Below are 20,382 nucleotides of genomic sequence, written 5' to 3' on the forward strand. Positions count from 1 at the left end.
TCCCATCTGCGGGTGTCGTGCCGGCCTTCGCGGCCGGACCCTTCGCCATGGACGATGCCGGGCGTTCCTGTAGCGCCGCTGAAGGGACCTGAAGCCGCCTTCAGGTGCGGTTTGGCAGGCTGTGGGGATGCGCCTGCTGATCGTCGAGGACGAGAGACGCCTGGCCGCCTCGCTCGCGCGGGGGCTGACGGCCGAGGGATTCGTGGTCGAGACCGTCCACGACGGCGCCGAGGGGCTGCACCGGGCGCTCGGCGGCGGGTACGACCTGATCCTCCTCGACATCATGCTGCCCGGGATGAACGGCTACCGGGTGTGCGCGGCGCTGCGCGCGGCGGGCGACGAGACGCCGATCCTGATGCTGACCGCCAAGGACGGCGAGTACGACGAGGCGGAGGGCCTGGACACCGGCGCGGACGACTACCTCACCAAGCCGTTCTCCTACGTGGTGCTGGTGGCCCGCGTCCGCGCGCTGCTGCGCCGCCGGACGCGGGGCGCGGCGCCCGCCATCGTGCTCGGCGACCTCACGGTCGACCCGGCCGCGCGGCGCGTGCACCGGGGCGAGGTCGAGGTGGAGCTCACCGCCAAGGAGTTCGCGGTGCTGGAGCACCTGGCGTCGAACGCGGGCCGGGTCGTCTCGAAGGCCCAGATCATCGAGGCGGTGTGGGACCTCGCCTACGGCGGGGACCCCAACATCGTCGAGGTGTACGTGAGCGCGCTGCGCCGCAAGCTCGACGTCCCGTTCGGGCGCCGGTCGATCACGACGGTGCGGGGCGCCGGGTACCGGCTGGCCCGGGACGGGGGCGCCTGACATGGCCCGCCGCCCGACGTCCGTCCGCGCCAGGACGACCCTGGGCGCGACCGCCGTGGTGGCCGTCGCGCTCGTCGCCGCCGGGCTCGCGGTGGTGCTGCTGCTGCGCTCCAACCTCGGCGGCCAGGCAGACCTGAAGGCGGAGGTGGCGGCGCGCGAGGTGGCCTCGCAGCTCGCGAGCGGCACCCCGTTCGCGGCGCTCGACCTGCCGGACGGGGAGGACCGTCCCGTGCAGGTCGTGGACGAGGAGGGCCGGGTTCTGGCGGCCAGTGAGGACCTGCGGGAGATCCACGGAACCGGCTCTCCCGCCGTGCGGCCCGTGCGGCCGCCGCAGGGCGGCGACGATGACGACCGCGGTGACGACGACCCGGCGCGCGGCGAGATGGCGGGCGGCGACCCGGACCTCACCACGGGCCGCGCGACCGTGGACGACAGCACGGCCGTCTACCGGTTCGCGGCGGTCGAGGTCACGACGCCGCGGGACGAGACGGTGACCGTCTACGCGGGCGCCGACCTGGCCGCCGCCCGGGACGCGGTGGGCACCGCGGTCCGGGCGATGCTCGCGGGTCTGCCGCCCCTGCTCGCGGTCGTCGCGGGCGTGACGTGGCTGGTCACGCGGCGGGCGCTGCGCCCGGTGGAGGCGGTCCGGGCGGAGCTGGCCGAGATCACCTCTTCCGGCGACCTGGCCCGGCGGGTGCCCGTCCCGGACGCGCGGGACGAGATCGCCGGGCTCGCCGCGACGACGAACGCGACGCTCGCCGCGCTGGAGGAGTCGGTGGCGCGGCAGCGCGGGTTCGTGGCGGACGCCTCGCACGAGCTGCGCAGCCCCATCGCCTCGCTGCGCACCCAGCTGGAGGTGGCCGCCGCGCACCCGGAGCTGCTGGACGTCGGCGGGCTCACCGAGGACGTCCTGCGGCTCCAGCGGCTGGCCGCCGACCTGCTGCTCCTCGCCCGCATCGACGCCGGGGACCGCCCGCCGGCCAGGCCCGTCGCGCTCGGCGAACTCGTCCTGGACGAGCTGGAGCGCCGCGCGGCGGGCGACCGGATCGCCGTCCAGGCGTCGATCGGGGCCGATCCGCGGGTCATGGGCGTGCCGGGGCGGCTGGCGCGGGTGGTCGGCAACCTGCTCGACAACGCCCAGCGGCACGCGCGCTCGGCGGTCCGGCTGTCGGTGGACGAGGAGGCGGGCGCGGCGGTGGTGCGGGTCGCCGACGACGGGCCGGGGGTGCCGCCCGCCGACCGCGAGCGGATCTTCGAGCGGTTCGTGCGGCTGGACGACGCGCGCAGCCGGGACGAGGGCGGCGCGGGTCTCGGGCTGGCCATCGCCCGCGACCTGGTGCTGGCGCACGGCGGAGACCTCGCCGTGCGCGAGGCCCCCGGCGGCGGTGCGCTGTTCGAGGTGCGACTGCCGGCCTTGTGACCCGGCTCCCCGGGGCCGGTTACTTGAGGAGCTGGCGGGCCATGACCATGCGCTGGATCTGGTTGGTGCCCTCGTAGATCTGGGTGATCTTGGCGTCGCGCATCATCCGCTCCACCGGGAACTCCCGCGTGTACCCGTACCCGCCCAGCAACTGCACCGCGTCGGTCGTCACGTCCATCGCCACATCCGAGGCCAGCGTCTTGCACGCCGACGACACGAACGTCAGATCCGGCACCCGCTCCCCGCCCATTGCCCGCTCGGACTTCACCGCCGCGTGATACGTCAGCTGCCGCGCCCCCTCCAGCCGCATCGCCATGTCGGCCAGCATGAACTGCACACCCTGGAAATCCGCGACCGCCTTGCCGAACTGCCGCCGCTGCTTGACATACCCCACCGCGAAATCCAGCGCCCCCTGCGCGATCCCCAGCGCCTGCGCCGCGATCGTGATCCGCGTATGGTCCAACGTCGCCAGCGCCGTCCTGAACCCCGTCCCCGGCTCACCGATCATCCGATCGGCCGGAACCCGCACCCCCTCCAGCACCACCTGACGCGTCGGCGACCCCTTGATCCCCAACTTGCGCTCCTTGGCCCCGAACGACACCCCCGCATCCTCCTGCGAGTCCACCACGAACGCCGAGATCCCCCGCGCCCCCGCACCCGGCTCGGTCACCGCCATCACCGTGTAGAACCGCGACACCCCCGCATTGGTGATCCACATCTTCGCGCCGTCCAGCACCCAGTGATCCCCATCACGCACCGCACGCGTCCGCATCCCCGCCGCGTCCGACCCCGCATCCGCCTCCGACAACGCATACGAGAACATCGCCTCCCCCCGCGCCACCGCCGGAAGAAACCGCTCCTTCAACCCCTCCGACCCCGCCAACAGCACCGGAACCGTCCCCAGCTTGTTCACCGCCGGGATCAACGACGAGGACGCGCACACCCGCGCCACCTCCTCGATCACGATCACCGTCGCCAAAGCATCGGCCCCCGCACCCCCGTACGATTCCGGCACGTGCACCGCATGCAGATCACCCGCCACCAGCGCGTCCAACGCCTCCTGCGGGAACCGCGACTCCTCGTCCACCTCCGCCGCGAAAGGAGCGATCTTGGCCTCGGCCAGCTCACGCACCGAACGCCGCAACAGCTCGTGCTCCTCCGACGGCGCGTACGCGGGAAAGTCGCTCATCGTTCCTCCAGGATGCCGGGGCCGCGGGCCGATATTTTGACGGCCAATATTTGGACGCCAAATTAAGCGAGCGGGCGGACGCCGTCAAGGCGCTCCCCGGTGGTCACAGGTGGCGCAGCAGCAGGGCGAGCGCCGGATTGTCGTTGCCGCGCCGCCAGGTCAGGCTCAGCTCCACGGGGGCCGGATCGGGCAGGTCGACGGGCCGGAACACCACGCCCGCGTAGCGCAGCCGGGCCGCCGCCGCGGGCACGAGCGCGAGCCCCCAGCCGCAGCTGACCAGCGCGAGGATGCTGTGCACCTGGCTGAGGTACTGCGCGTACACGGGCGAGACGCGGGCCTGCCGGAACAGGCTGACCAGCAGTTCGTGGAAGTAGCGGGCCTCGACGGGGGAGTACATGAGGAACCGCCGCCCGTCGAGGTCGGCGAGCGGGACCGGGCCGTCCCCCTCCGCCAGGGGATGGCCGTGCGGGACCGCGGCGAGCAGGGGCTCGCGGTCGGCGGGGCGCTCCTCCAGGTCGGGGTCGCTCACCGGCGGCCGGACGAGCCCGAGGTCCAGGCCGCCCTCGGCGAGGGCGCGCACCTGGTCGCGGGTCACCATCTCCCGCAGCACGATCTCCACGTCCGGGAGCGCCGCGCGGGCGGCCTCCAGCACCCGGCCGAGCGTGGCGTGGGCGCTCGCGGCGGTGAAGCCGAGGGTGATCGTCCCCGCCTCCCCCGCCGACACCTGCCGGACGGACATCGCGGCGTGGTCGGCCTGCTGGAGCAGCCGGCGGGCCTCGACGAGGAACGCGCGCCCGGCGGGGGTGAGGCGCACCGAGCGGTTCGTCCGGTCGAACAGCCGCACCTTCAGTTCGTTCTCCAGCAGCTGGATCTGGCGGCTGAGCGGCGGCTGCGTCATGCGCAGGCGCCGGGCGGCGCGGCCGAAGTGCAGTTCCTCGGCGACGGCCACGAAGTTCGCCAGCTGGGTGAGCGTGAACATCGATTCGCTTCGGGTATCAGTGGATGCGTTTTCTGTGTTGGACCTGGATCGATCGACCATCCTAGCCTCGGGGCATGAAGCAGACCGCGCCCGACGAGATCGCCCGGCGGCTCGGGTCCGGGCTCCTGTCGTTCCCCGTCACCCACTTCCGCGACGACCTGTCGTTCGACGAGGACGCCTACCGCGAGAACATCGCCCGCCTCGGCGCGTACGACGTGGCGGGCCTGTTCGCGGCGGGCGGGACGGGCGAGTTCTTCTCACTGACGCCGGACGAGGTCGGCCGGGTGGTGCGCGCGGCGGTCGCGGAGGCGCCGGACGGCGTCCCGGTGGTCGCGCCCGCCGGGTACGGGACGGCGCAGGCCGTGCGGATGGCCGAGGACGCCGAGCGCGCGGGCGCCGACGGGGTGCTGCTGTTCCCGCCCTACCTCACCGAGGCCTCGCAGGAGGGCCTGGCGGCGCACGTCCGGGCGGTGTGCCGGGCCACCCGCCTCGGCGTGACGGTCTACAGCCGCGCCAACGCCGTCTACCAGGACGCGACGATCGCCGAGCTGGCCGACGCGTGCCCGAACCTCGTCGGCTTCAAGGACGGCGTCGGCGATCTGGAGCTGATGACGCGGATCCGGTCCCGCCTCGGCGACCGCCTCGTCTACGTCGGCGGGCTGCCGACCGCCGAGACGTTCGCCCTCCCCTACCGGGAGATGGGCGTCACGACGTACTCGTCGGCGATCTTCAACTTCGCCCCGGAGTTCGCGCTCGCCTTCCACGCCGCCGTCCTCGCCGGCGACCGGGCGGGGGTCCACCGGCGGCTGGCGGAGTTCGTCCTGCCGTACTGCGAGATCCGCAACCGCCGCAAGGGATACGCGGTGAGCATCGTCAAGGCCGGCATGCGGGTCACCGGACGTCCCGCCGGCCCCGTCCGCCCGCCGCTGACGGACCTGACCGGGGACGAGACGGCACGGCTCGCGGAACTCGTGAAGCGGGTGCGCTGAGATGGCGGGCGCCGAGGCGGTCCTCGACCGGATCGCCTGGATCGAGCTGTCGTCGGTCACGCTGCCGCTCGCCGCGCCCGTCAGCGACGCGAAGGTGCTCACCGGGCGGCAGCGGCCGATGACCGAGGTGGTGTTCCTGTTCGCCGAGATCGGCACCGAGCAGGGCCACGAGGGCGTCGGCTTCGGGTACTCCAAGCGCGCGGGCGGGCCCGGCCAGTTCGCGCACGCCGCCGAGATCGCCCCCGCCGCCGTCGGCGAGGATCCGAGCGACATCGGCAGGATCGGGACGAAGCTGGCATGGGCGGGGGCGTCGGCCGGGCGCGGCGGCCTCGCCGGGCAGGCGATCGCCGCCATCGACATCGCGCTGTGGGACCTGAAGGCCAGGCGCGCGGGCCTGCCGCTCGCCAAGCTCCTCGGAGCGCACCGCGACTCCGTCCGCTGCTACGACACCACGGGCGGGTTCCTCGGCGCACCGCTGGAGGAGGTGCTCGACAACGCGGCCGCCTCCGCGCGGGCCGGGATCGGCGGCGTCAAGATCAAGGTCGGGCATCCCGACCACGCCGAGGACCTGCGCCGCGTCGCGGCCGTCCGGGAGCGGCTCGGCGACGGGTTCCCGCTCATGGTGGACGCCAACCAGCAGTGGGACCGGCCGGCCGCGCGCCGGATGGGGCGCGCGCTGGAGGAGTTCGGCCTCACCTGGATCGAGGAGCCCCTGGACGCCCACGACGCCGAGGGGCACGCCGCGCTGGTGCGGGCGCTCGACACCCCCGTCGCGAGCGGGGAGATGCTGACCAGCGTGGCCGAGCACCGCGAGCTCATCGACCGGGGCGCCGTCGACGTCCTGCAGCCGGACGCCCCGCGCATCGGCGGCATCACCGGCTTCCTGAAGGTCGCCGCGCTCGCCGAGCACCGGCACCTGGCGCTCGCGCCGCACTTCGCGATGGAGATCCATCTGCATCTGGCGGCCGCGTACCCGTCCGAGCCGTGGGTGGAGCACTTCGACTGGCTCGGCCCGCTGTTCGAGGAGCGGCTCACCATCGAGGGCGGGCGGATGCACGTCCCGTCCCGTCCCGGTCTCGGCATCACGCTCAGCGAGCGGGCCCGCGCCTGGACGACGCGGCGGGCCCTCGCCGGCGCCCGGCCCTGACCGGGCCGGGCCGGAGGAGCTGCTGGAGCAGGGGTCGAACCTGCATGACGTGATCCAGAATCACGCATCCTGCCCTTGGATGATCCAGCACGGGTGCCCGCCGGCGGGCGGTGGCGTCCGCCCGCCGTGGGCACGGGGAGGACCGGCCGGGGGTCGTTACTCCCGCCGGTCCAGTCCAGAGCCGCACCCGGGAATCGAACCCGGTTCTGCTGGGTGGAGACCAGCCGCCTCACCATTCAGGCCTGTGCGGCGCGCGGAGCAGGAAAGGCTCCGCCCGGTGGCCGTTCAAGGCCGTGGATCGGGCCGGACTCGAACCGGCATCCTCCCGCTTGCAAGGCGGGCGCTCTCCCCATTGAGCTACTGACCCCTGATAAAAGAGAAAGGCCGCCGGGATCTCTCCCTGACGGCCTCCGGCGGAGCCTGACGGCTCTATCCGGAGGCGTTTCCGGCAAGGGCGACGCCCTGACCGGCCCCGAATCCGAGGGGCTGTCGGGCCTGCCGCCCGATGGTCGTGACCATGGCCTCCACCGCCTCCCGTGCGCTTCCGACCTTTTCCATGCCCCTATGGTGCGGGACGCCGCGCGGGCACGCAACGCCTTTTCCATGCGAACGCCCCGGGCCGTTCGGGGAGAATCGGCCCGGGGCGAGTCGGATATGCGTCACGCCGCCCCGCGGCGGCTGCGGCCGCGGCCGGGGGTCAGCAACCGCCCCAGAACGCGGAACGGCAGGGTCACGACGCTGATGATCGTCCCGACAATGGCGCTGATCGCTGCGCTGATGCGGCGCATCTGGCTTCACTCCTTCGGCTCGGTCCTGACCGACCGATACCCGCCTGTGGAGTTTTACACCGGCTTTGCCCCGGCAATGACGGTGGCGGAGAACTCCTCGGACGCAGCGACCGTGGGAGCGAGGCCGCCGGCCTCCACGGCGGCGACGGCGGCGGCGGCCTGCCGCTCGCTCGTCTCGAACAGCAGGCGGCCGCCCGGGGCGAGCCAGCGCGACGCCTCGGCGGTGACGCGGCGCAGCACGTCGAGACCGTCCGGCCCGCCGTCGAGCGACGAGCGCGGCTCGTGGTCGCGCGCCTCCGCCGGCATCAGGGCGATGTCCCCGGTCGGGACGTAAGGGACGTTGGCCAGCAGGACGTCGACCCGCCCGCGCAGCTCGCCCGGGACGGCGTCGAAGAGGTCGCCCTCGTGGGCCGTGCCGCCGTACGGCGCGATGTTGCCGCGGGCGCAGCGCACCGCCGCGGGTTCGATGTCGGCGGCGTGCAGGACGCACTCGCCCGCGCCGGAGGCGAGCGCGGCCCCGAGCGCGCCCGACCCGCAGCACAGGTCGAGGATCACGGGGCGGGGAGGCGCGAGGGCGTGGGCCCTCCGGACGAGGAACTCGGTGCGGGGCCGGGGCACGAAGACCCCGGGGCCGACGGCGATCCGCAGCCCGCAGAACATCGCCCAGCCGAGAACGTGTTCGAGCGGCTCGCCGGCCGCGCGGCGCTCCACCATGGCGGCGGCGTCGCCGGGGGCGGGGGCGGTGGAGAGGATGAGGCGCGCCTCGTCCTCGGCGAACACGCAGCCGGCTGCGCGGAGCCTGGAGACGATGGCGGGCTCGGTGAGGGGTGCTGTCATTGGAGTCCGCAACTGTATCCGGCACCGTGGCCTCCCGCGCGTCCCCGGCATGGCCGGCCGGGCGCGACAATGGAGCGTCGTCCAGAAGCCGGGGGGTCGTGGGTGTCGGACAGATCGGACCTGAGGGCCGACTGCGCCAGCTGTTTCGGGCTGTGCTGTGTGGCGCTGCCGTTCGCCCGGTCCACCGACTTCGCGGTGGACAAGGACGCGGGCGAGCCCTGCCGCAACCTCCTGGCCGACTTCCGCTGCGGCATCCACGCCGACCTCCGGCGGCGCGGCTTCCCGGGCTGCACGGTGTTCGACTGCTTCGGCGCCGGTCAGAAGGTGTCGCAGGAGACCTTCTCCGGCCGGGACTGGCGCGGGGACCCGGAGGCCGCGCACCGCATGTTCGCGGTGTTCCCCGTCATGCGGCAGCTCCACGAACTGCTCTGGTATTTGGACCAGGCCGCGGCGCTGCCGTCCTCCGGCCCGATCCTCGACGGGCTGCGGCGGGCGTCCGGCGAGGTCGACCGCCTCACCGGGGGCGACCCCGGCGAACTCGCCGAGGTGGACGTCCGGGCCGTCCGGGAGAGGGTGAACGGCCTGCTGTCGCGGGCGGGAGAGCTCGCCAGGGCCGGCGTCCCCGGGCGCCGGAAGAACCGGCGCGGCGCCGATCTGATGGGGGCGAGGCTCAGGCGCGCCGACCTGCGCGGCGCCGATCTGCGCGGCGCGTACCTGATCGCCGCCGACCTGCGGGACGCCGACCTGCGGGTCGCGGACCTGACCGGGGCGGACCTGCGGGACGCCGACCTGCGCGGCGCCGACCTCACCGGGTGCCTCTTCCTGACCCAGCCGCAGCTCGACTCGGCGCGCGGTGACGCGGCGACGCGGCTGCCGGCGGCCCTCGCACGGCCCGCGCACTGGACGACTCCCGCGGCCTGATCTTGTTTAGCCGCCCGGTCAAGGGGCATTTTCGCCTGTCAAAGGGCATTTCCGCAGCGCACGTCGTCGGGGGGTCGCGTGGTGCGGGTCAGATGGTGGGGTACGGGAGCCGTGGCGCTCGTGCTGCTGGTCCTCGGCGGCGGGCTTCCCCTGCTCGACCGCGCCCTCGGGCCCCGCGGGCAGCCGCTGGCGCCGGGCACGGTGGTGTCGGTCGGGACGGAGCGCGACGGGGCCCGCCCGGTGACGTTCTCGGTCACCTCCCCCGGCTGGGTCCTGAACCGGGGCGCCACCTCCCTCGCCAGCAGCGCCGAACTGCTCAGCGGCGACGTGGTCTTCGACCTCAGCGTGGTGGTGCCGCTGGGATCGGCGGACGCGCGGGCGCTGTGGGGCGGCCTCGGGCGGATCGTCGCCGCGGGCGGTCGCACGCGCCTCGGGACGGGGCCCGTCCCGCTCACGACCACGCAGGGCCTGACCGGGCTGACGGGACGGCTCGCCGGGCGTGAGCGCGTCGGCACGGCGGCAGTGTTCGCGAAGGGGACGCTCGGCGCGGCCGTCACGGCGACGGGCCCACCGCAGGCCTTCGGTGACGCCGCCCCGCAGGTCGAGGCGATGGTGCGGACGATCAGGATCGCGGCGCCATGGGAATGACCCGCGGCGGTCTGGCGCGCCGTCCCGCGTTCTGGCTGTGGGCGGCGGCGTGCCTGCTCGGCGTCTGGATCGCGCTGCGCGGGATCGGCACGCACGTCTCGGCGTTCCCCGGCGGGGCGGTCGCCGGGGTCGTGCTGCTCGCGCCGGCGCTGGCCGGCGGCGTGTGGCTGCTGCGGCGGCTGCACCCCGTCCGCTCGCCGCCGCTCGGCTACGCGCTGGTCGCGGTGGCGTGGGGCGGGCTGGCCGCGTTCGGGACGGCGCTGCCCGCCAACGCGGCGTTCCAGGCGATCGTCGGGAAGACGGCGGGGCCGGGCTTCAACGCGGCGTGGGGAGCGTCGATCGCCGCCCCGGTGAACGAGGAGATCCTGAAGCTGCTCGGCGTCGCGACGCTGGCGCTGATGGCGCCTGCCGCGGTCCGCGGGCCGCTCGACGGCTGGGGCTACGGCGCGCTGGCGGGGCTGGGCTTCCAGTTCGCGGAGAACTTCCTGTACGTCCTGAACACTATCGTCCTGACGGGCGCCACGCACGACGCGAACGCGGCGCTCTTCTCGTTCGGCACCCGGGTGGTCTGCGGGGCGTGGTGGAGCCACTGGGCGATGACCGCGGTCGGCGGCGCGGGCCTCGGCCTCCTGATCGGGCGGGCCTCGAAGGCGCACCTGGCCGTCGCGATGGGCGCGTTCGTCCTGGCGATGGCGCTGCACTCGTGGTGGGACGCCCCCGTCCTGTCCGGGCTGGTCCTGATGCCGGTGAAGGGCGCCCCGATCCTGCTGGCGGCGGTCGTCGCCTACCGCCTGGCCAGGCGCCGCTACCTCTCGCATTTCCGGCGCACGGTGCACGCGGAGACGAGGGACGGCGTCCTCGTGCCGGGTGAGGGCCACGTGCTCGCGTTCCGCAAGTGGCGCAGGAAGGAGCAGTGGGGAGTGCCGGCCGGGGAGTCGCGCCGGCTGCTCGAACGGCTCCGCGCCGCCGAACTCGCCCTCATCGAGGACGGCCTCGGCGGCCTGGAACCGGACCCGCTGGCCGCCGAGCGGCTGCGCACCGACATCCGCGCCCTGCGGGGCGACCTCAAGGCGTCCGGCGCGAACGTGCGCGTGGCGTAGCGGCCAGGACGCAGGCGCACACGGCCGCACAGACGCCGGCGGCGATGAACAGCGCCCGGGCGGGGTCGCTGGAGCCGTCCCCGGCTCCGACCGGCGCGAACGTGCCCATGATCGCGACACCGAGCGTGGCGCCGAGCTGGCGGACGGCGTTCAGCACGCCGCCCGCCGCGCCCGCGGTGCCCTCGGGCGCCGCGGCGACGACCATCGTCGCGAGCGCGGGCAGCGCGAACGACACGCCGAAGCCGGTGCACAGCAGGCCCGCGACGAGCGGCGGATAGGACGCGCCGTCCAGCAGCACGGCGCCGAACAGCGCTCCCCCGGCGGTCAGCAGGCCCAGGCCCGCCAGGACGGGGCGGCGCGGGCCGGTCCGCGCCACGATGCGCCCGGTGAGCAGCGGATTGAACGCGAACGGCAGGGTCATCGGCAGGAACGCCAGGCCGGTCTGGAGCGGCGTCAGCCCGAGGGTCTGCCGGAACACCAGCGGCAGCACGAACAGCACGCCGGTCATGACGAAGTTGACGGCGGCGCCGGCGGCCAGGGCGGCGGGCATCCCCGGCGCCCGGAGCACCGCCGGGACCAGGACCGGCGCCTCGCTCCCGCGCTCGCGGACCGCGAACGCGGCGCCGGCCGCGACCGCTCCGGCCGCCGAGACGGCCGCGTGCGCGCCCGGCCCGCCTCCCAGGGCGATCAGGGCGTCGGTCAGCAGTCCGAGCGCGGCGCAGGCGAGGAGCTGCGCCACCGGGTCGAGGCGGCGGGTCCCGCGCGGGCAGTGCACGGGCCGTCCCGCCGCGAGCGCGAGGACGGCGGCGGCGAGCGGGACGTTGACCAGGAAGATCGCGCGCCAGCCGGCGAGGCCGACCAGCGCGCCGCCCGCGACGGGCCCGGCGGCGAGGGCGGCGCCGCTGGTCGCCGCCCAGGTCGCCACGGCCCGGGCGCGCTCGGCGGGCGCCGGGTACAGGCGGGCGATCATCGCCATGGAGGCGGGCACGCAGGCCGCGGCGGCGGCGCCGAGGACGGCGCGCAGCGCGACGAGCGTCCACAGGTCCGGCGCCGCGGCGCACAGCAGCGACCCGGCGCCGAAGGCCGCGACGCCCGCGCGGAAGACGCGGTGCGCGCCGTACCGGTCGGCGACGGCGCCCGCCGACAGCAGCAGCGCGCCGAACACGACGGTGTAGCCGGTGACGGCCCACTGCAGGCCCGCGACCGTCCCGTGCAGGGAGTCGGCCAAGTCGGGTTCGGCCACCGACAGGACGGTCGTGTCGAGCAGCACCATGAAGTAGCCGAGTGAGATGCCGAACAGGGCGGGGCCGCGCCGCCCGGAGGGCGCGGCCGTCGCGGGTGAGATAACCGGGTTCATGGCGCCCCAGTCTGGGCATCCGCGCGGGAGGGCTCCACCGGCCGGCCCGCACGCGGCGTTCGGAATATCCGAACGGACGGCCCGGGTTGCGACCGGCATGGAACTGCGCCAGCTGCGGACGTTCGAGGCCGTCGTCGCCCACCGGACCGTCACCGACGCCGCCAACGCCCTCGGGCTCGCGCCGTCGTCGGTGTCGGAGCAGATCCGCGCGCTGGAGGCGTCGCTGGGCGTCCCGCTGTTCCACCGCGGCCCCAAGGGCATGCGGCCGACCGAGGCGGGCGAGCGGATGCGCGGGTGGGCGCGGCGCCTGCTGCGGCAGGCCGAGCAGGCCCGCCGCGAGGTGGCCGCGGAGCAGCCGGTGCTGCGGCTCGGCGCGCTGGAGTCGATCGCCGCCGCGCACGTCCCCGCCGTCCTGTCCAGGCTGGCCGAGCGGCGGCCGGGGCTGCGGGTCGAGGTCCGGTCGGACGCGGCCCGCGACCAGCTCCTGGACGCGGTCGCCGCCGGGGACCTGGAGGCCGCGCTGCTGCTGGACGCCGGCGAGGGCGTGGGCGGGCTCGGGTTCGCGCCGCCGCCGGCGCCGCTGGACTTCGTGGACGTGGAGCCGGTGCCGCTCGCCCTCGTCGCCGCGCCGGACCACCGGCTCGCCGGGGCGCCCAGCCTGGCCGCCGGCGACCTGCGCGGCGAGAGGCTGCTGGTCAACGTGCCGGCGTGCTCGTTCTGGATGGCCGGTGAGCGGCTCCTCGGCTCCGCCGTCGAGCGGGTGCGGGCGGGCAGCGTCACCGTGATGGCTTCCTGGGCCGAGCAGGGCCTCGGCATCGCGCTGCTCCCCGAGTTCGCCGTCCGCGACCGGCTGGCGGCCGGAACCCTCGCCCGTCTCGCGTTCGACGCCCCCGGCCTCGAACTTCGCCTCGTCTGGCGGGCCGACCGGGAGGGCGTCCCCGGCATGCGGGAGGTCCTGTACGCGGCCGTCGCCTGACCGTTCCGCGTCACCGGTACGGAGCGTTTGCCCTTACTTACCCCGGGTAGCCGCCCAAGGGAGATCATTGTTCGGCCGGGGAGAACGCTATGGCAGGACGGAACGGGAGCGGAACCGCGAAGGCCGAGCGCGCGCAGAAGCTCTTCTGGGGGGTCAACGACCGGCTCGGGTCCACCGGGTTCCTGGACAAGAACATCCGCAAGGCGTTCCCCAAGCACTGGTCGTTCCTGCTCGGCGAGATCGCGCTCTACTCGTTCGTCGTCCTCGTGCTCACCGGGGTCTACCTGACGCTGTTCTTCCACCCGAGCGGGGCGGACACGGTCTACGACGGCTCGTACGCCCCGCTGAAGGGCGTCACGGTCAGCGAGGCGTACGCCTCCACCCTGCACCTGTCGTTCGACGTGCGGGGCGGTCTGCTGATGCGGCAGATCCACCACTGGGCGGCGAACGTCTTCGTCGCGGCGATCTGCGTGCACCTGCTGCGGATCTTCTTCACCGGCGCGTTCCGCAAGCCGCGCGAGATCAACTGGGTGATCGGCACGACGCTGTTCGTGCTGGCCGTCGCCGAAGGGTTCGCCGGGTACTCGCTGCCGGACGACCTGCTGTCGGGCACCGGCCTGCGGATCTTCCAGGGCATCCTGCTCTCGGTCCCGCTCGCGGGGACCTACGCGGCCCTGTGGGCCTTCGGCGGGGAGTTCCCCTCCGCCGCGGAGTTCATCCCGCGGCTGTTCACCGTGCACATCCTGATCGTCCCCGGGATCCTGCTGGCCCTCATCACCGCGCACCTGATGATCCTCTGGCACCAGACCCACACGATCTTTCCGGGCCGGGGGCGGCGGGAGCGGGCGGTGACCGGGGAGCCGACCTTCCCGCACTTCGCCACGCAGAGCACGGCCTACTTCCTCTTCACGTTCGGCGTGCTGGCCGGGCTGGCCGCGTTCTTCCAGATCAACCCGGTCTGGCTGTACGGCCCCTACGACCCTGACCAGGTGTCGTTCGGCTCCCAGCCCGACTGGTACGTCGGGTTCCTCGAAGGCTCGCTGCGCATCATGCCGCGCCTGTCCACGACCGTCGCGGGCCACACCGTCTCCTGGAACGTGCTGGTCCCTGCCGTCATCCTGCCCGGCGTGTTCTTCACGCTCATCGGCCTGTACCCGTTCGTGGAGCGCTGGGCCACGGGGGACGAGCGCCTGCACCACCTGCTGGACCGGCCGCGCAACGCCGCGACGAGGACCGCGATCGGCGCCGCCGCCGTCGCCTGGTACGGCGGCCTGCTGTCGGCCGGCGGCAACGACTACATCTCCGCGACCTTCAAGATCCCGCTGTTCTGGACGACCTGGTTCTTCCGCGCCGGGTTCTTCGTCTTCCCGATCGCGGCCTTCGTCATCACCCGCCGGATCTGCCTGAGCCTGCAGCGCCGCGACCTGCGGACCCGCGAGGAGGGCGTGGAGAGCGGGCTGATCTCGCTGACCCCGGACGGGGGGTTCCGGGAGCGGCACGAGCAGCCGTCCGAGGAGGCGGAGGCGGTGATGGAGGCCCGGCGGCCGGGCGAACTGGTCGCGCCCTACCCGCACCACCTGATCCCGCTGCCGACGCCCGACCGGGCCCGCACGCAGGTCCGGACCCGCGTCAACCGCTTCTATCTCAACTACCAGGCGGAGTCGCACGGCGGCGGCCAGGGCGATCTGCGGAAGGGCTCCGGGGAGAACGGCCAGGGCGAGTGACCGGCGCCCGTCAGCCGGACGACGCCGGCGGCGGCAGCGCCGGCTCGGCCTCCTGCGGCGGCTCCTTCGGCGGGTAGTGCAGGTCGAACGCGGGGCGCGAGGAGCGGATGCGCGGCATCGACGTGAAGTTGTGGCGGGGCGGCGGGCAGGAGGTCGCCCACTCCAGCGAACCGCCGGCGCCCCAGGGGTCGTCGGTCCCGACGCGCTCGGCGTGCCGCCAGGACCACAGCACGTTCCACAGGAACGCGAACGTCGAGGCGCCCAGAACGAACGAGCCGATCGAGGAGACGAGGTTCAGCGTCGCGAACTGGTCGGCGTAGTCGGCGTAGCGGCGCGGCATGCCCTCGGCGCCCAGCCAGTGCTGGACGAGGAAGGTGGTGTGGAAGCCGACGAACAGCGTCCAGAAGTGGATCTTCCCCCAGGTCTCGTTCAGCTTCCGCCCGGTCATCTTCGGCCACCAGAAGTAGAACCCGCCGAACATCGCGAACACCACGGTCCCGAACAGCACGTAGTGCAGGTGGGCGACGACGAAGAAGGAGTCGGTGAGGTGGAAGTCCATCGGGGGCGAGGCGAGGATGACCCCCGTCAGGCCGCCGAACAGGAACGTCACCAGGAACCCGAGCGCGAACAGCATGGGGGTCTCGAAGGTCAGGTGCCCCTTCCAGAGCGTCCCGACCCAGTTGAAGAACTTCAGGCCGGTCGGCACGGCGATCATGAAGGAGGTGATGGAGAAGAACGGCAGCAGCACGCCGCCGGTGGCGAACATGTGGTGCGCCCAGACCGTCATCGACAGCCCGGTGATCGCGATGGTGGCGCCGACCATGCCGAGGTAGCCGAACAGCGGCTTGCGGCTGAACACCGGGATGATCTCGGTGATGATGCCGAAGAACGGCAGCGCCGCGATGTAGACCTCGGGATGGCCGAAGAACCAGAACAGGTGCTGCCAGAGCAGCGCGCCGCCGTTGGAGGGGTCGTAGATGTGGGCGCCCAGCCTGCGGTCGGCCTCCAGCGCGAACAGGGCCGCGGTCAGCACCGGGAAGGCGATGAGCACCATCAGGCTGGTCAGCAGCACGTTCCAGGTGAAGATCGGCAGCCGGAACATCACCATGCCCGGGGCGCGCATCGCGATGATCGTGGCGATCATGTTCACCGAGGTCAGGATCGTCCCGGCACCGGACAGGATCAGTCCCATGGCCCACATGTCGCCGCCCTGGTTCGGCGTGTAGGCCTGGGTGGACAGGGGCGTGTAGGCGAACCAGCCGAACGCGGGGGCGCCGCCCGGCATGACGAACGAGGCCAGCACCATGAGCGCGCCGAACAGGAACAGGTAGTAGGTGAGCGCGTTCATCCGCGGGAAGGCGACGTCCGGCGCCCCGATCTGCAGCGGGACGAGCACGTTGGCGAACCCGGCGAACAGCGGGGTGGCGAACAGCAGCATCATGATCGTGCCGTGGATGGTGAACATCTCGTTGTAGGTGTGGTTGCTCACCACCTGCTTGCCGGGCTCCAGCAGCTCGGCCCGCATCACCATCGCCAGCAGCCCGGCGGCCAGGAACATGGCGAACGATGTCCCGAGATAGAGGTAACCGACCATCTTGTGGTCGGTCGTCGCCAATACATGGCCGATTCTCGTTCCCTTGCGATGCCGCGCGAGCGCGTCGGCGACGCTGGTGTCCTGCCGCCCCTGCACGGTCGTCATCCCAGCTCTCCCCCACGTCCGCCCCCATTCGGCCATTAGCCGCGCACGCCGGTTTCAAACGCGGCGAGCAGGGCCGCGGAGCGGTGGACCGGCGATCACGCGAGGGATGAAGCGGGGAACTTCGGGAAAGCGGCCCAGAAAGGCACAACCGAAGGAGCTCCCCCCGTGCGAAACGAGAATCTCAGCCCTCGGGCCCGCGAGCCCGACGAACCCTCGCGTGTGCGGGCCACCGTCGAGGGGCGGGCCGGTGTCGCGGCCGCCCGCGACGAGGCCGCCCACGCGCTCGACCAGCTGGACACCGCGCGCAGGAGGACGGCGCGGGCGCGCCGCGAGACCGGCGCCGGCGCGCCGCCGCCCGCGCAGGAGCAGCGGCTCGCGGAAGCCGCGCACGCGCTGGCGGAGGCCGCCCGCGAACTCGCCCGTGCCGTCCGCGACTGCGGACCGCGGCCCGCCCCGGCCGCAAGAGCGTCCTCCCCGGAGCGGACGGGGCGCCAGACCGCCGCCGGGCCGCTCGTGACGCTCGACCTGGCCCACCGCCTCGGACCCGGCTGGCGCCTGTACCAGTTCACGACCGCCGACCGGGACGCCCACCGCTGGCATCTCCGGCACGACGGGCACGCCGCCGGGACCGTGACGCACGTCCTGAACCTGCGCGGCCGCCGGACGGGCTGGGAGGCCTATGACGCCCGCGGATTCCGGCTGCGCCCGGAACCGGGGCCGGAGGCGTACCCGCCCGCCACGCCCCGCCTGTGGTCGACCAGGACGGCGGCGGTGCGCGCCACCGCGCGGGCCCACCGCTGCCCCTGACCGCCGGAGCGGACGTTTCGCCCCAGTCGCCCGGGTAGGGCCGCCTGGGACGGAGCCCGTCCCACCGGAGGAGCACGATGAAGGCTGTCACCTGGCACGGCAAGCGCGACGTCCGCGTCGAGGAGGTCCCCGACCCGAAGATCAAGGAGCCGAACGACGCGGTCATCCGGGTCACCTCGTCCGGCATCTGCGGGTCGGACCTGCACCTGTACGAGGTGCTCGGGCCGTTCATGAGCGAGGGCGACGTCCTCGGCCACGAGCCGATCGGCGTCGTCGAGGAGACCGGGCCTGACGTCACGCACGTCAAGCCCGGTGACCGTGTGGTCATCCCGTTCAACATCTCGTGCGGGCACTGCCACATGTGCGGCCTCGGGCTGTTCGCCCAGTGCGAGACGACGCAGGTCCGCGAGCAGGGCACGGGCGCGGCGCTGTTCGGCTACACGCGGCTGTACGGGCAGGTGCCGGGCGGGCAGGCCGAGTACCTGCGGGTCCCGCAGGCCCAGTTCGGGCCGATCAAGGTGCCGGAGGGGCCACCGGACGAGCGTTACGTCTACCTGTCGGACGTGCTCCCCACGTCCTGGCAGGCGGTGGCCTTCGCCGACATCCCCGAGGGCGGTTCGGTCACCGTGCTCGGGCTCGGCCCGATCGGGCAGATGTCGGCCCGGGTGGCCCGCCATCTCGGCCACCGAGTGATCGCGGTCGACCTCGTCCCGGAGCGGCTGGAGATGGCGCGCCGGCACGGCGTCGAAGTGATCGACGCCTCCGACGCCGACGACGTCCCGGACGCGGTCCGGCAGCTCACCGGCGGGCGCGGCACCGACTCGGTGATCGACGCGGTCGGCATGGAGGCGCACGGCTCCCCCGGCGCCAAGCTCGCGCAGACCCTCACCGGGCTCATGCCGGGCAACGCCGCCGCGCCGCTGATGACGCGCGTCGGGGTGGACCGCCTCGCGGCGCTCACCACGGCCATCGAGGTGGTGCGCCGGAGCGGGACGATCTCCCTCAGCGGCGTGTACGGGGGCATGACGGACCCGCTGCCGATGATGCAGATGTTCGACAAGGGCATCACCCTGCGGATGGGCCAGGCCCACGTCAAGCGCTGGATCGACGACCTGATGCCGCTCGTCGCCGACGACGCCGACCCGCTCGGCGTGATGGACCTCGCCACGCACCGCTGGCCGCTGGAGAAGGCGCCGCAGGCCTACGAGATGTTCCAGAAGAAGCAGGACGGCGCCATCAAGGTGCTGCTGCAGCCGGGCACGTGACGCCGCCCGCGAGGTGATCGCGGGCCGGGGCCTCCCGCCCTAGGCTTTCCGGCACGTCTTCGGGCGTGCCGATGACCGAGGCTCTGGAGGTGGACCCGATGCACCCGTTCCGCGCCGCCATCGAGAAGGGCGACCTGGACGCCCTCCCGGCGCTGCTGGCCGAGGACGTGACGTTCCTCAGCCCGGTGGCGTTCGCGCCGTACGAGGGGCGGGCGACGGCCACCGCGATCCTGCGCGCGGTGACCCGGGTCTTCACCGACTTCCGCTACGTCCGCGAGATCGGCGGCGGCCGCGACCACGCGCTGGTCTTCAAGGCGCGCGTCGGCGACCGCGAGGTGCACGGCTGCGACTTCCTGCACCACGACGACGCCGGGCTCATCGACGAGTTCTGCGTCATGGTCCGGCCGCTGTCGGGGGCGCAGGCGCTGTCGGACGCGATGGCGGTGCAGTTCGAGACCGTCAGACGAGAGATGGGCCTCGCCTGACGCCCCGGCTCCCGCCGGGCCTTCCAGAGCTCCACGGTGCCTCCTTCAGGCGCTCAGCGGCGGCGGGTCCTCGGCGCGGCGGCCTTCGCGCTCCAGGCACGTCAGCCGAACGGAGGTGAGGGCGGCGCGGAAGAGCTGGAGGCCGCGCGCGGAGCTCGGGTCGACGCCGGACAGCTCGCGGATGCGGTCCAGGCGGTAGTGCAGGGTGCGGCGGTGGATCCACAGCTCCCGCGCGGCGCGCTCGCGGTCGAGGTTGCAGGCGAGCAGCACCTCCAGCGTCCGCCGCAGGTCGGTGCCGGCGTCGAGCGGGGACAGCACGGTGGCGAGCCGGCCCCGGATGGCGGGCTGCCCGAGGATCGCCAGCTCGACGAGCAGCTCGTCGGCGCGGTAGGGGCGGTCCTCGGCGTCCGGGATGGCCTTGGCGATCGTCAGGACGCGGGAGGCCTCCTCCAGCCCGGCCGGGATGTCGGCGATGCCGCGCCGGTAGGACTCGGCGGCGTGCACCGGACCGCGCGAGCGGGCGGCGAGCCCCGCGGTGAACTCGGCGGCGAGGTTCTCGGCGCGCAGCGGTTCGGCGGCGGGGAACAGCACGATCAGCCCCGCCGGGTCGCCCGAGTACAGCACGCCCTCCCAGGACTCCAGGCGCTCGCTCTCCCGCTCCCAGTCCTCCGCCGCGAGGGCGGGCGCCTCGCACCGCAGGACGAGGTAGGCGGGCGCGAGGCGGACGCCGGCCGCGTCGGCGATGACGCCGGCGGGAGCGCCGTCGATCAGGGTCTCGGCGAGGAGCCGGCGCAGCGGCCGCGACCTCGTCCCCTCGCGGGGCGCCTCCGCGTAGCCCTGGATGCAGGCCTCCCGCGCGCCGGAGGCGAGCAGGGCCGCGTGCGCGGTCAGCTCGGCCATCTCGGTGAAGCAGCCGGGCGGCGCGACCGTCCAGCAGGTCCGCGCCGCGGCGGCCAGGGCCAGGTCCCACGCCTCCGACAGCACCGGCAGCGGGACCGCCTGCCGGGCCGCGAGGACGCCGAGGTCGCGGAAGCGCCCGCGGTCGTCCTCGGGGAGGGGGGCCCGGCGCAGGACGAGGCCGAGCAGCCGGGCGCAGGTCTCCCTGCGCCCGCCGAACATCGGGCCCGCCGCCCGCCGGATCGGCTGGTAGGCGGGATGGCCGTGCAATGCCTCCCGGATCGCCGTGGCGACCCGCGGGCAGTGCGCGGCGAGGACTTCGGGGAGGCCGCCGGGAACGGTCATC

19 protein-coding genes and 3 tRNA genes are annotated in these 20,382 nt (G+C 73.9%); 12 read left to right on the plus strand and 10 right to left on the minus strand.

Annotation, left to right across the window (positions count from 1 at the left end; all coding sequences use genetic code 11):
- Positions 1-127: 127 nt before the first annotated feature.
- Both BJY14_RS05555 and BJY14_RS05560 read left to right on the plus strand, forming a co-directional pair.
- The gene (locus tag BJY14_RS05555) at positions 128-808 is read left to right on the plus strand and encodes a response regulator transcription factor (protein ID WP_179842621.1); all 681 of its coding nucleotides are present in this window, start codon (positions 128-130) and stop codon (positions 806-808) included.
- Between the two features lies 1 nt (position 809).
- The gene (locus tag BJY14_RS05560) at positions 810-2,228 is read left to right on the plus strand and encodes a sensor histidine kinase (protein WP_179842622.1); all 1,419 of its coding nucleotides are present in this window, start codon (positions 810-812) and stop codon (positions 2,226-2,228) included.
- A gap of 19 nt (positions 2,229-2,247) precedes the next feature.
- On the opposite strand, the gene BJY14_RS05565 is transcribed toward BJY14_RS05560, so the two are convergent.
- Together BJY14_RS05565 and BJY14_RS05570 are read right to left on the minus strand one after the other, a co-directional pair.
- Positions 2,248-3,417 carry an acyl-CoA dehydrogenase family protein gene (locus tag BJY14_RS05565; RefSeq protein ID WP_179842623.1) on the minus strand — a complete coding sequence of 390 codons (1,170 nt, stop codon included), beginning with the start codon at positions 3,415-3,417 and terminating at the stop codon, positions 2,248-2,250.
- Between the two features lie 103 nt (positions 3,418-3,520).
- The gene (locus tag BJY14_RS05570; RefSeq protein ID WP_179842624.1) at positions 3,521-4,396 is read right to left on the minus strand and encodes a LysR substrate-binding domain-containing protein; all 876 of its coding nucleotides are present in this window, start codon (positions 4,394-4,396) and stop codon (positions 3,521-3,523) included.
- A 74-nt stretch (positions 4,397-4,470) separates the two neighbouring features.
- Here BJY14_RS05570 and kdgD point away from each other — a divergent pair, with 74 nt between their 5' ends.
- Together kdgD and BJY14_RS05580 are read left to right on the plus strand one after the other, a co-directional pair.
- The gene (gene kdgD, locus BJY14_RS05575) at positions 4,471-5,385 is read left to right on the plus strand and encodes a 5-dehydro-4-deoxyglucarate dehydratase (RefSeq protein ID WP_179842625.1); all 915 of its coding nucleotides are present in this window, start codon (positions 4,471-4,473) and stop codon (positions 5,383-5,385) included.
- A 1-nt stretch (position 5,386) separates the two neighbouring features.
- Entirely contained in the window at positions 5,387-6,532 is a 1,146-nt protein-coding gene (locus BJY14_RS05580) for an L-talarate/galactarate dehydratase (RefSeq protein ID WP_179842626.1), read from the plus strand.
- A gap of 19 nt (positions 6,533-6,551) precedes the next feature.
- Here BJY14_RS05580 and BJY14_RS05585 read toward each other — a convergent pair.
- From BJY14_RS05585 to BJY14_RS05600, 5 genes are all read right to left on the minus strand, one after another.
- A tRNA-Gln gene (locus BJY14_RS05585) sits at positions 6,552-6,622 on the minus strand.
- A gap of 89 nt (positions 6,623-6,711) precedes the next feature.
- Positions 6,712-6,783: transfer RNA gene (locus BJY14_RS05590), tRNA-Gly, on the minus strand.
- 43 nt (positions 6,784-6,826) lie between these two features.
- A tRNA-Ala gene (locus BJY14_RS05595) sits at positions 6,827-6,899 on the minus strand.
- A gap of 292 nt (positions 6,900-7,191) precedes the next feature.
- Positions 7,192-7,320, minus strand: coding sequence for an LPFR motif small protein (locus BJY14_RS46390; RefSeq protein ID WP_258939140.1), 129 nt, complete (start codon positions 7,318-7,320; stop codon positions 7,192-7,194).
- 54 nt (positions 7,321-7,374) lie between these two features.
- Entirely contained in the window at positions 7,375-8,157 is a 783-nt protein-coding gene (locus BJY14_RS05600) for a putative protein N(5)-glutamine methyltransferase (RefSeq protein ID WP_179842627.1), read from the minus strand.
- A 69-nt stretch (positions 8,158-8,226) separates the two neighbouring features.
- On the opposite strand from BJY14_RS05600, the gene BJY14_RS05605 reads away from it, so the two are divergent.
- The 3 genes from BJY14_RS05605 to BJY14_RS05615 all read left to right on the plus strand — a co-directional run bounded on the left by BJY14_RS05605 (position 8,227) and on the right by BJY14_RS05615 (position 10,826).
- Positions 8,227-9,078, plus strand: a complete 852-nt coding sequence (locus BJY14_RS05605; RefSeq protein WP_179842628.1) for a pentapeptide repeat-containing protein — start codon at positions 8,227-8,229, stop codon at positions 9,076-9,078.
- A gap of 111 nt (positions 9,079-9,189) precedes the next feature.
- A complete protein-coding gene (locus BJY14_RS05610; protein WP_179842629.1) occupies positions 9,190-9,726 on the plus strand; it encodes a hypothetical protein in 537 nt (178 codons plus the stop codon).
- On the plus strand, positions 9,717-10,826 hold the full coding sequence (locus BJY14_RS05615; protein ID WP_179842630.1) for a PrsW family intramembrane metalloprotease: 1,110 nt from the start codon (positions 9,717-9,719) through the stop codon (positions 10,824-10,826). Before BJY14_RS05610 ends, BJY14_RS05615 begins: the two co-directional genes overlap by 10 nt.
- Here the strand turns inward: BJY14_RS05615 and BJY14_RS05620 are convergent.
- Complete coding sequence (locus BJY14_RS05620) at positions 10,792-12,183, minus strand: MFS transporter (RefSeq protein WP_218905133.1); 1,392 nt, start codon at positions 12,181-12,183, stop codon at positions 10,792-10,794. The genes BJY14_RS05615 and BJY14_RS05620 overlap by 35 nt on opposite strands.
- 97 nt (positions 12,184-12,280) lie before the next feature.
- Between BJY14_RS05620 and BJY14_RS05625 the strand changes: the two genes are divergently transcribed.
- Positions 12,281-13,159: a LysR family transcriptional regulator gene (locus BJY14_RS05625; RefSeq protein WP_179842631.1), complete on the plus strand. Its 879-nt coding sequence runs from the start codon at positions 12,281-12,283 to the stop codon at positions 13,157-13,159.
- An 89-nt stretch (positions 13,160-13,248) separates the two neighbouring features.
- The gene (gene qcrB / locus BJY14_RS05630; RefSeq protein WP_179842632.1) at positions 13,249-14,883 is read left to right on the plus strand and encodes a cytochrome bc1 complex cytochrome b subunit; all 1,635 of its coding nucleotides are present in this window, start codon (positions 13,249-13,251) and stop codon (positions 14,881-14,883) included.
- Positions 14,884-14,893: 10 nt separating this feature from the next.
- Here qcrB and ctaD read toward each other — a convergent pair whose 3' ends face one another.
- A complete protein-coding gene (gene ctaD / locus BJY14_RS05635; RefSeq protein WP_179842633.1) occupies positions 14,894-16,582 on the minus strand; it encodes an aa3-type cytochrome oxidase subunit I in 1,689 nt (562 codons plus the stop codon).
- 165 nt (positions 16,583-16,747) lie between these two features.
- On the opposite strand from ctaD, the gene BJY14_RS05640 reads away from it, so the two are divergent.
- The 3 genes from BJY14_RS05640 (at position 16,748) to BJY14_RS05650 (ending at position 19,139) form a co-directional block, all read left to right on the plus strand.
- The gene (locus tag BJY14_RS05640) at positions 16,748-17,389 is read left to right on the plus strand and encodes a hypothetical protein (protein WP_179842634.1); all 642 of its coding nucleotides are present in this window, start codon (positions 16,748-16,750) and stop codon (positions 17,387-17,389) included.
- A gap of 77 nt (positions 17,390-17,466) precedes the next feature.
- Complete coding sequence (locus BJY14_RS05645) at positions 17,467-18,654, plus strand: zinc-dependent alcohol dehydrogenase (protein ID WP_179842635.1); 1,188 nt, start codon at positions 17,467-17,469, stop codon at positions 18,652-18,654.
- Between the two features lie 98 nt (positions 18,655-18,752).
- Complete coding sequence (locus tag BJY14_RS05650) at positions 18,753-19,139, plus strand: nuclear transport factor 2 family protein (RefSeq protein WP_179849186.1); 387 nt, start codon at positions 18,753-18,755, stop codon at positions 19,137-19,139.
- Positions 19,140-19,184: 45 nt separating this feature from the next.
- On the opposite strand, the gene BJY14_RS05655 is transcribed toward BJY14_RS05650, so the two are convergent.
- On the minus strand, positions 19,185-20,381 hold the full coding sequence (locus tag BJY14_RS05655; RefSeq protein WP_179842636.1) for a PucR family transcriptional regulator: 1,197 nt from the start codon (positions 20,379-20,381) through the stop codon (positions 19,185-19,187).
- Position 20,382: the final 1 nt, after the last annotated feature.

It is taken from the genome of Actinomadura luteofluorescens, from assembly GCF_013409365.1.
Classification (GTDB): domain Bacteria; phylum Actinomycetota; class Actinomycetes; order Streptosporangiales; family Streptosporangiaceae; genus Spirillospora; species Spirillospora luteofluorescens.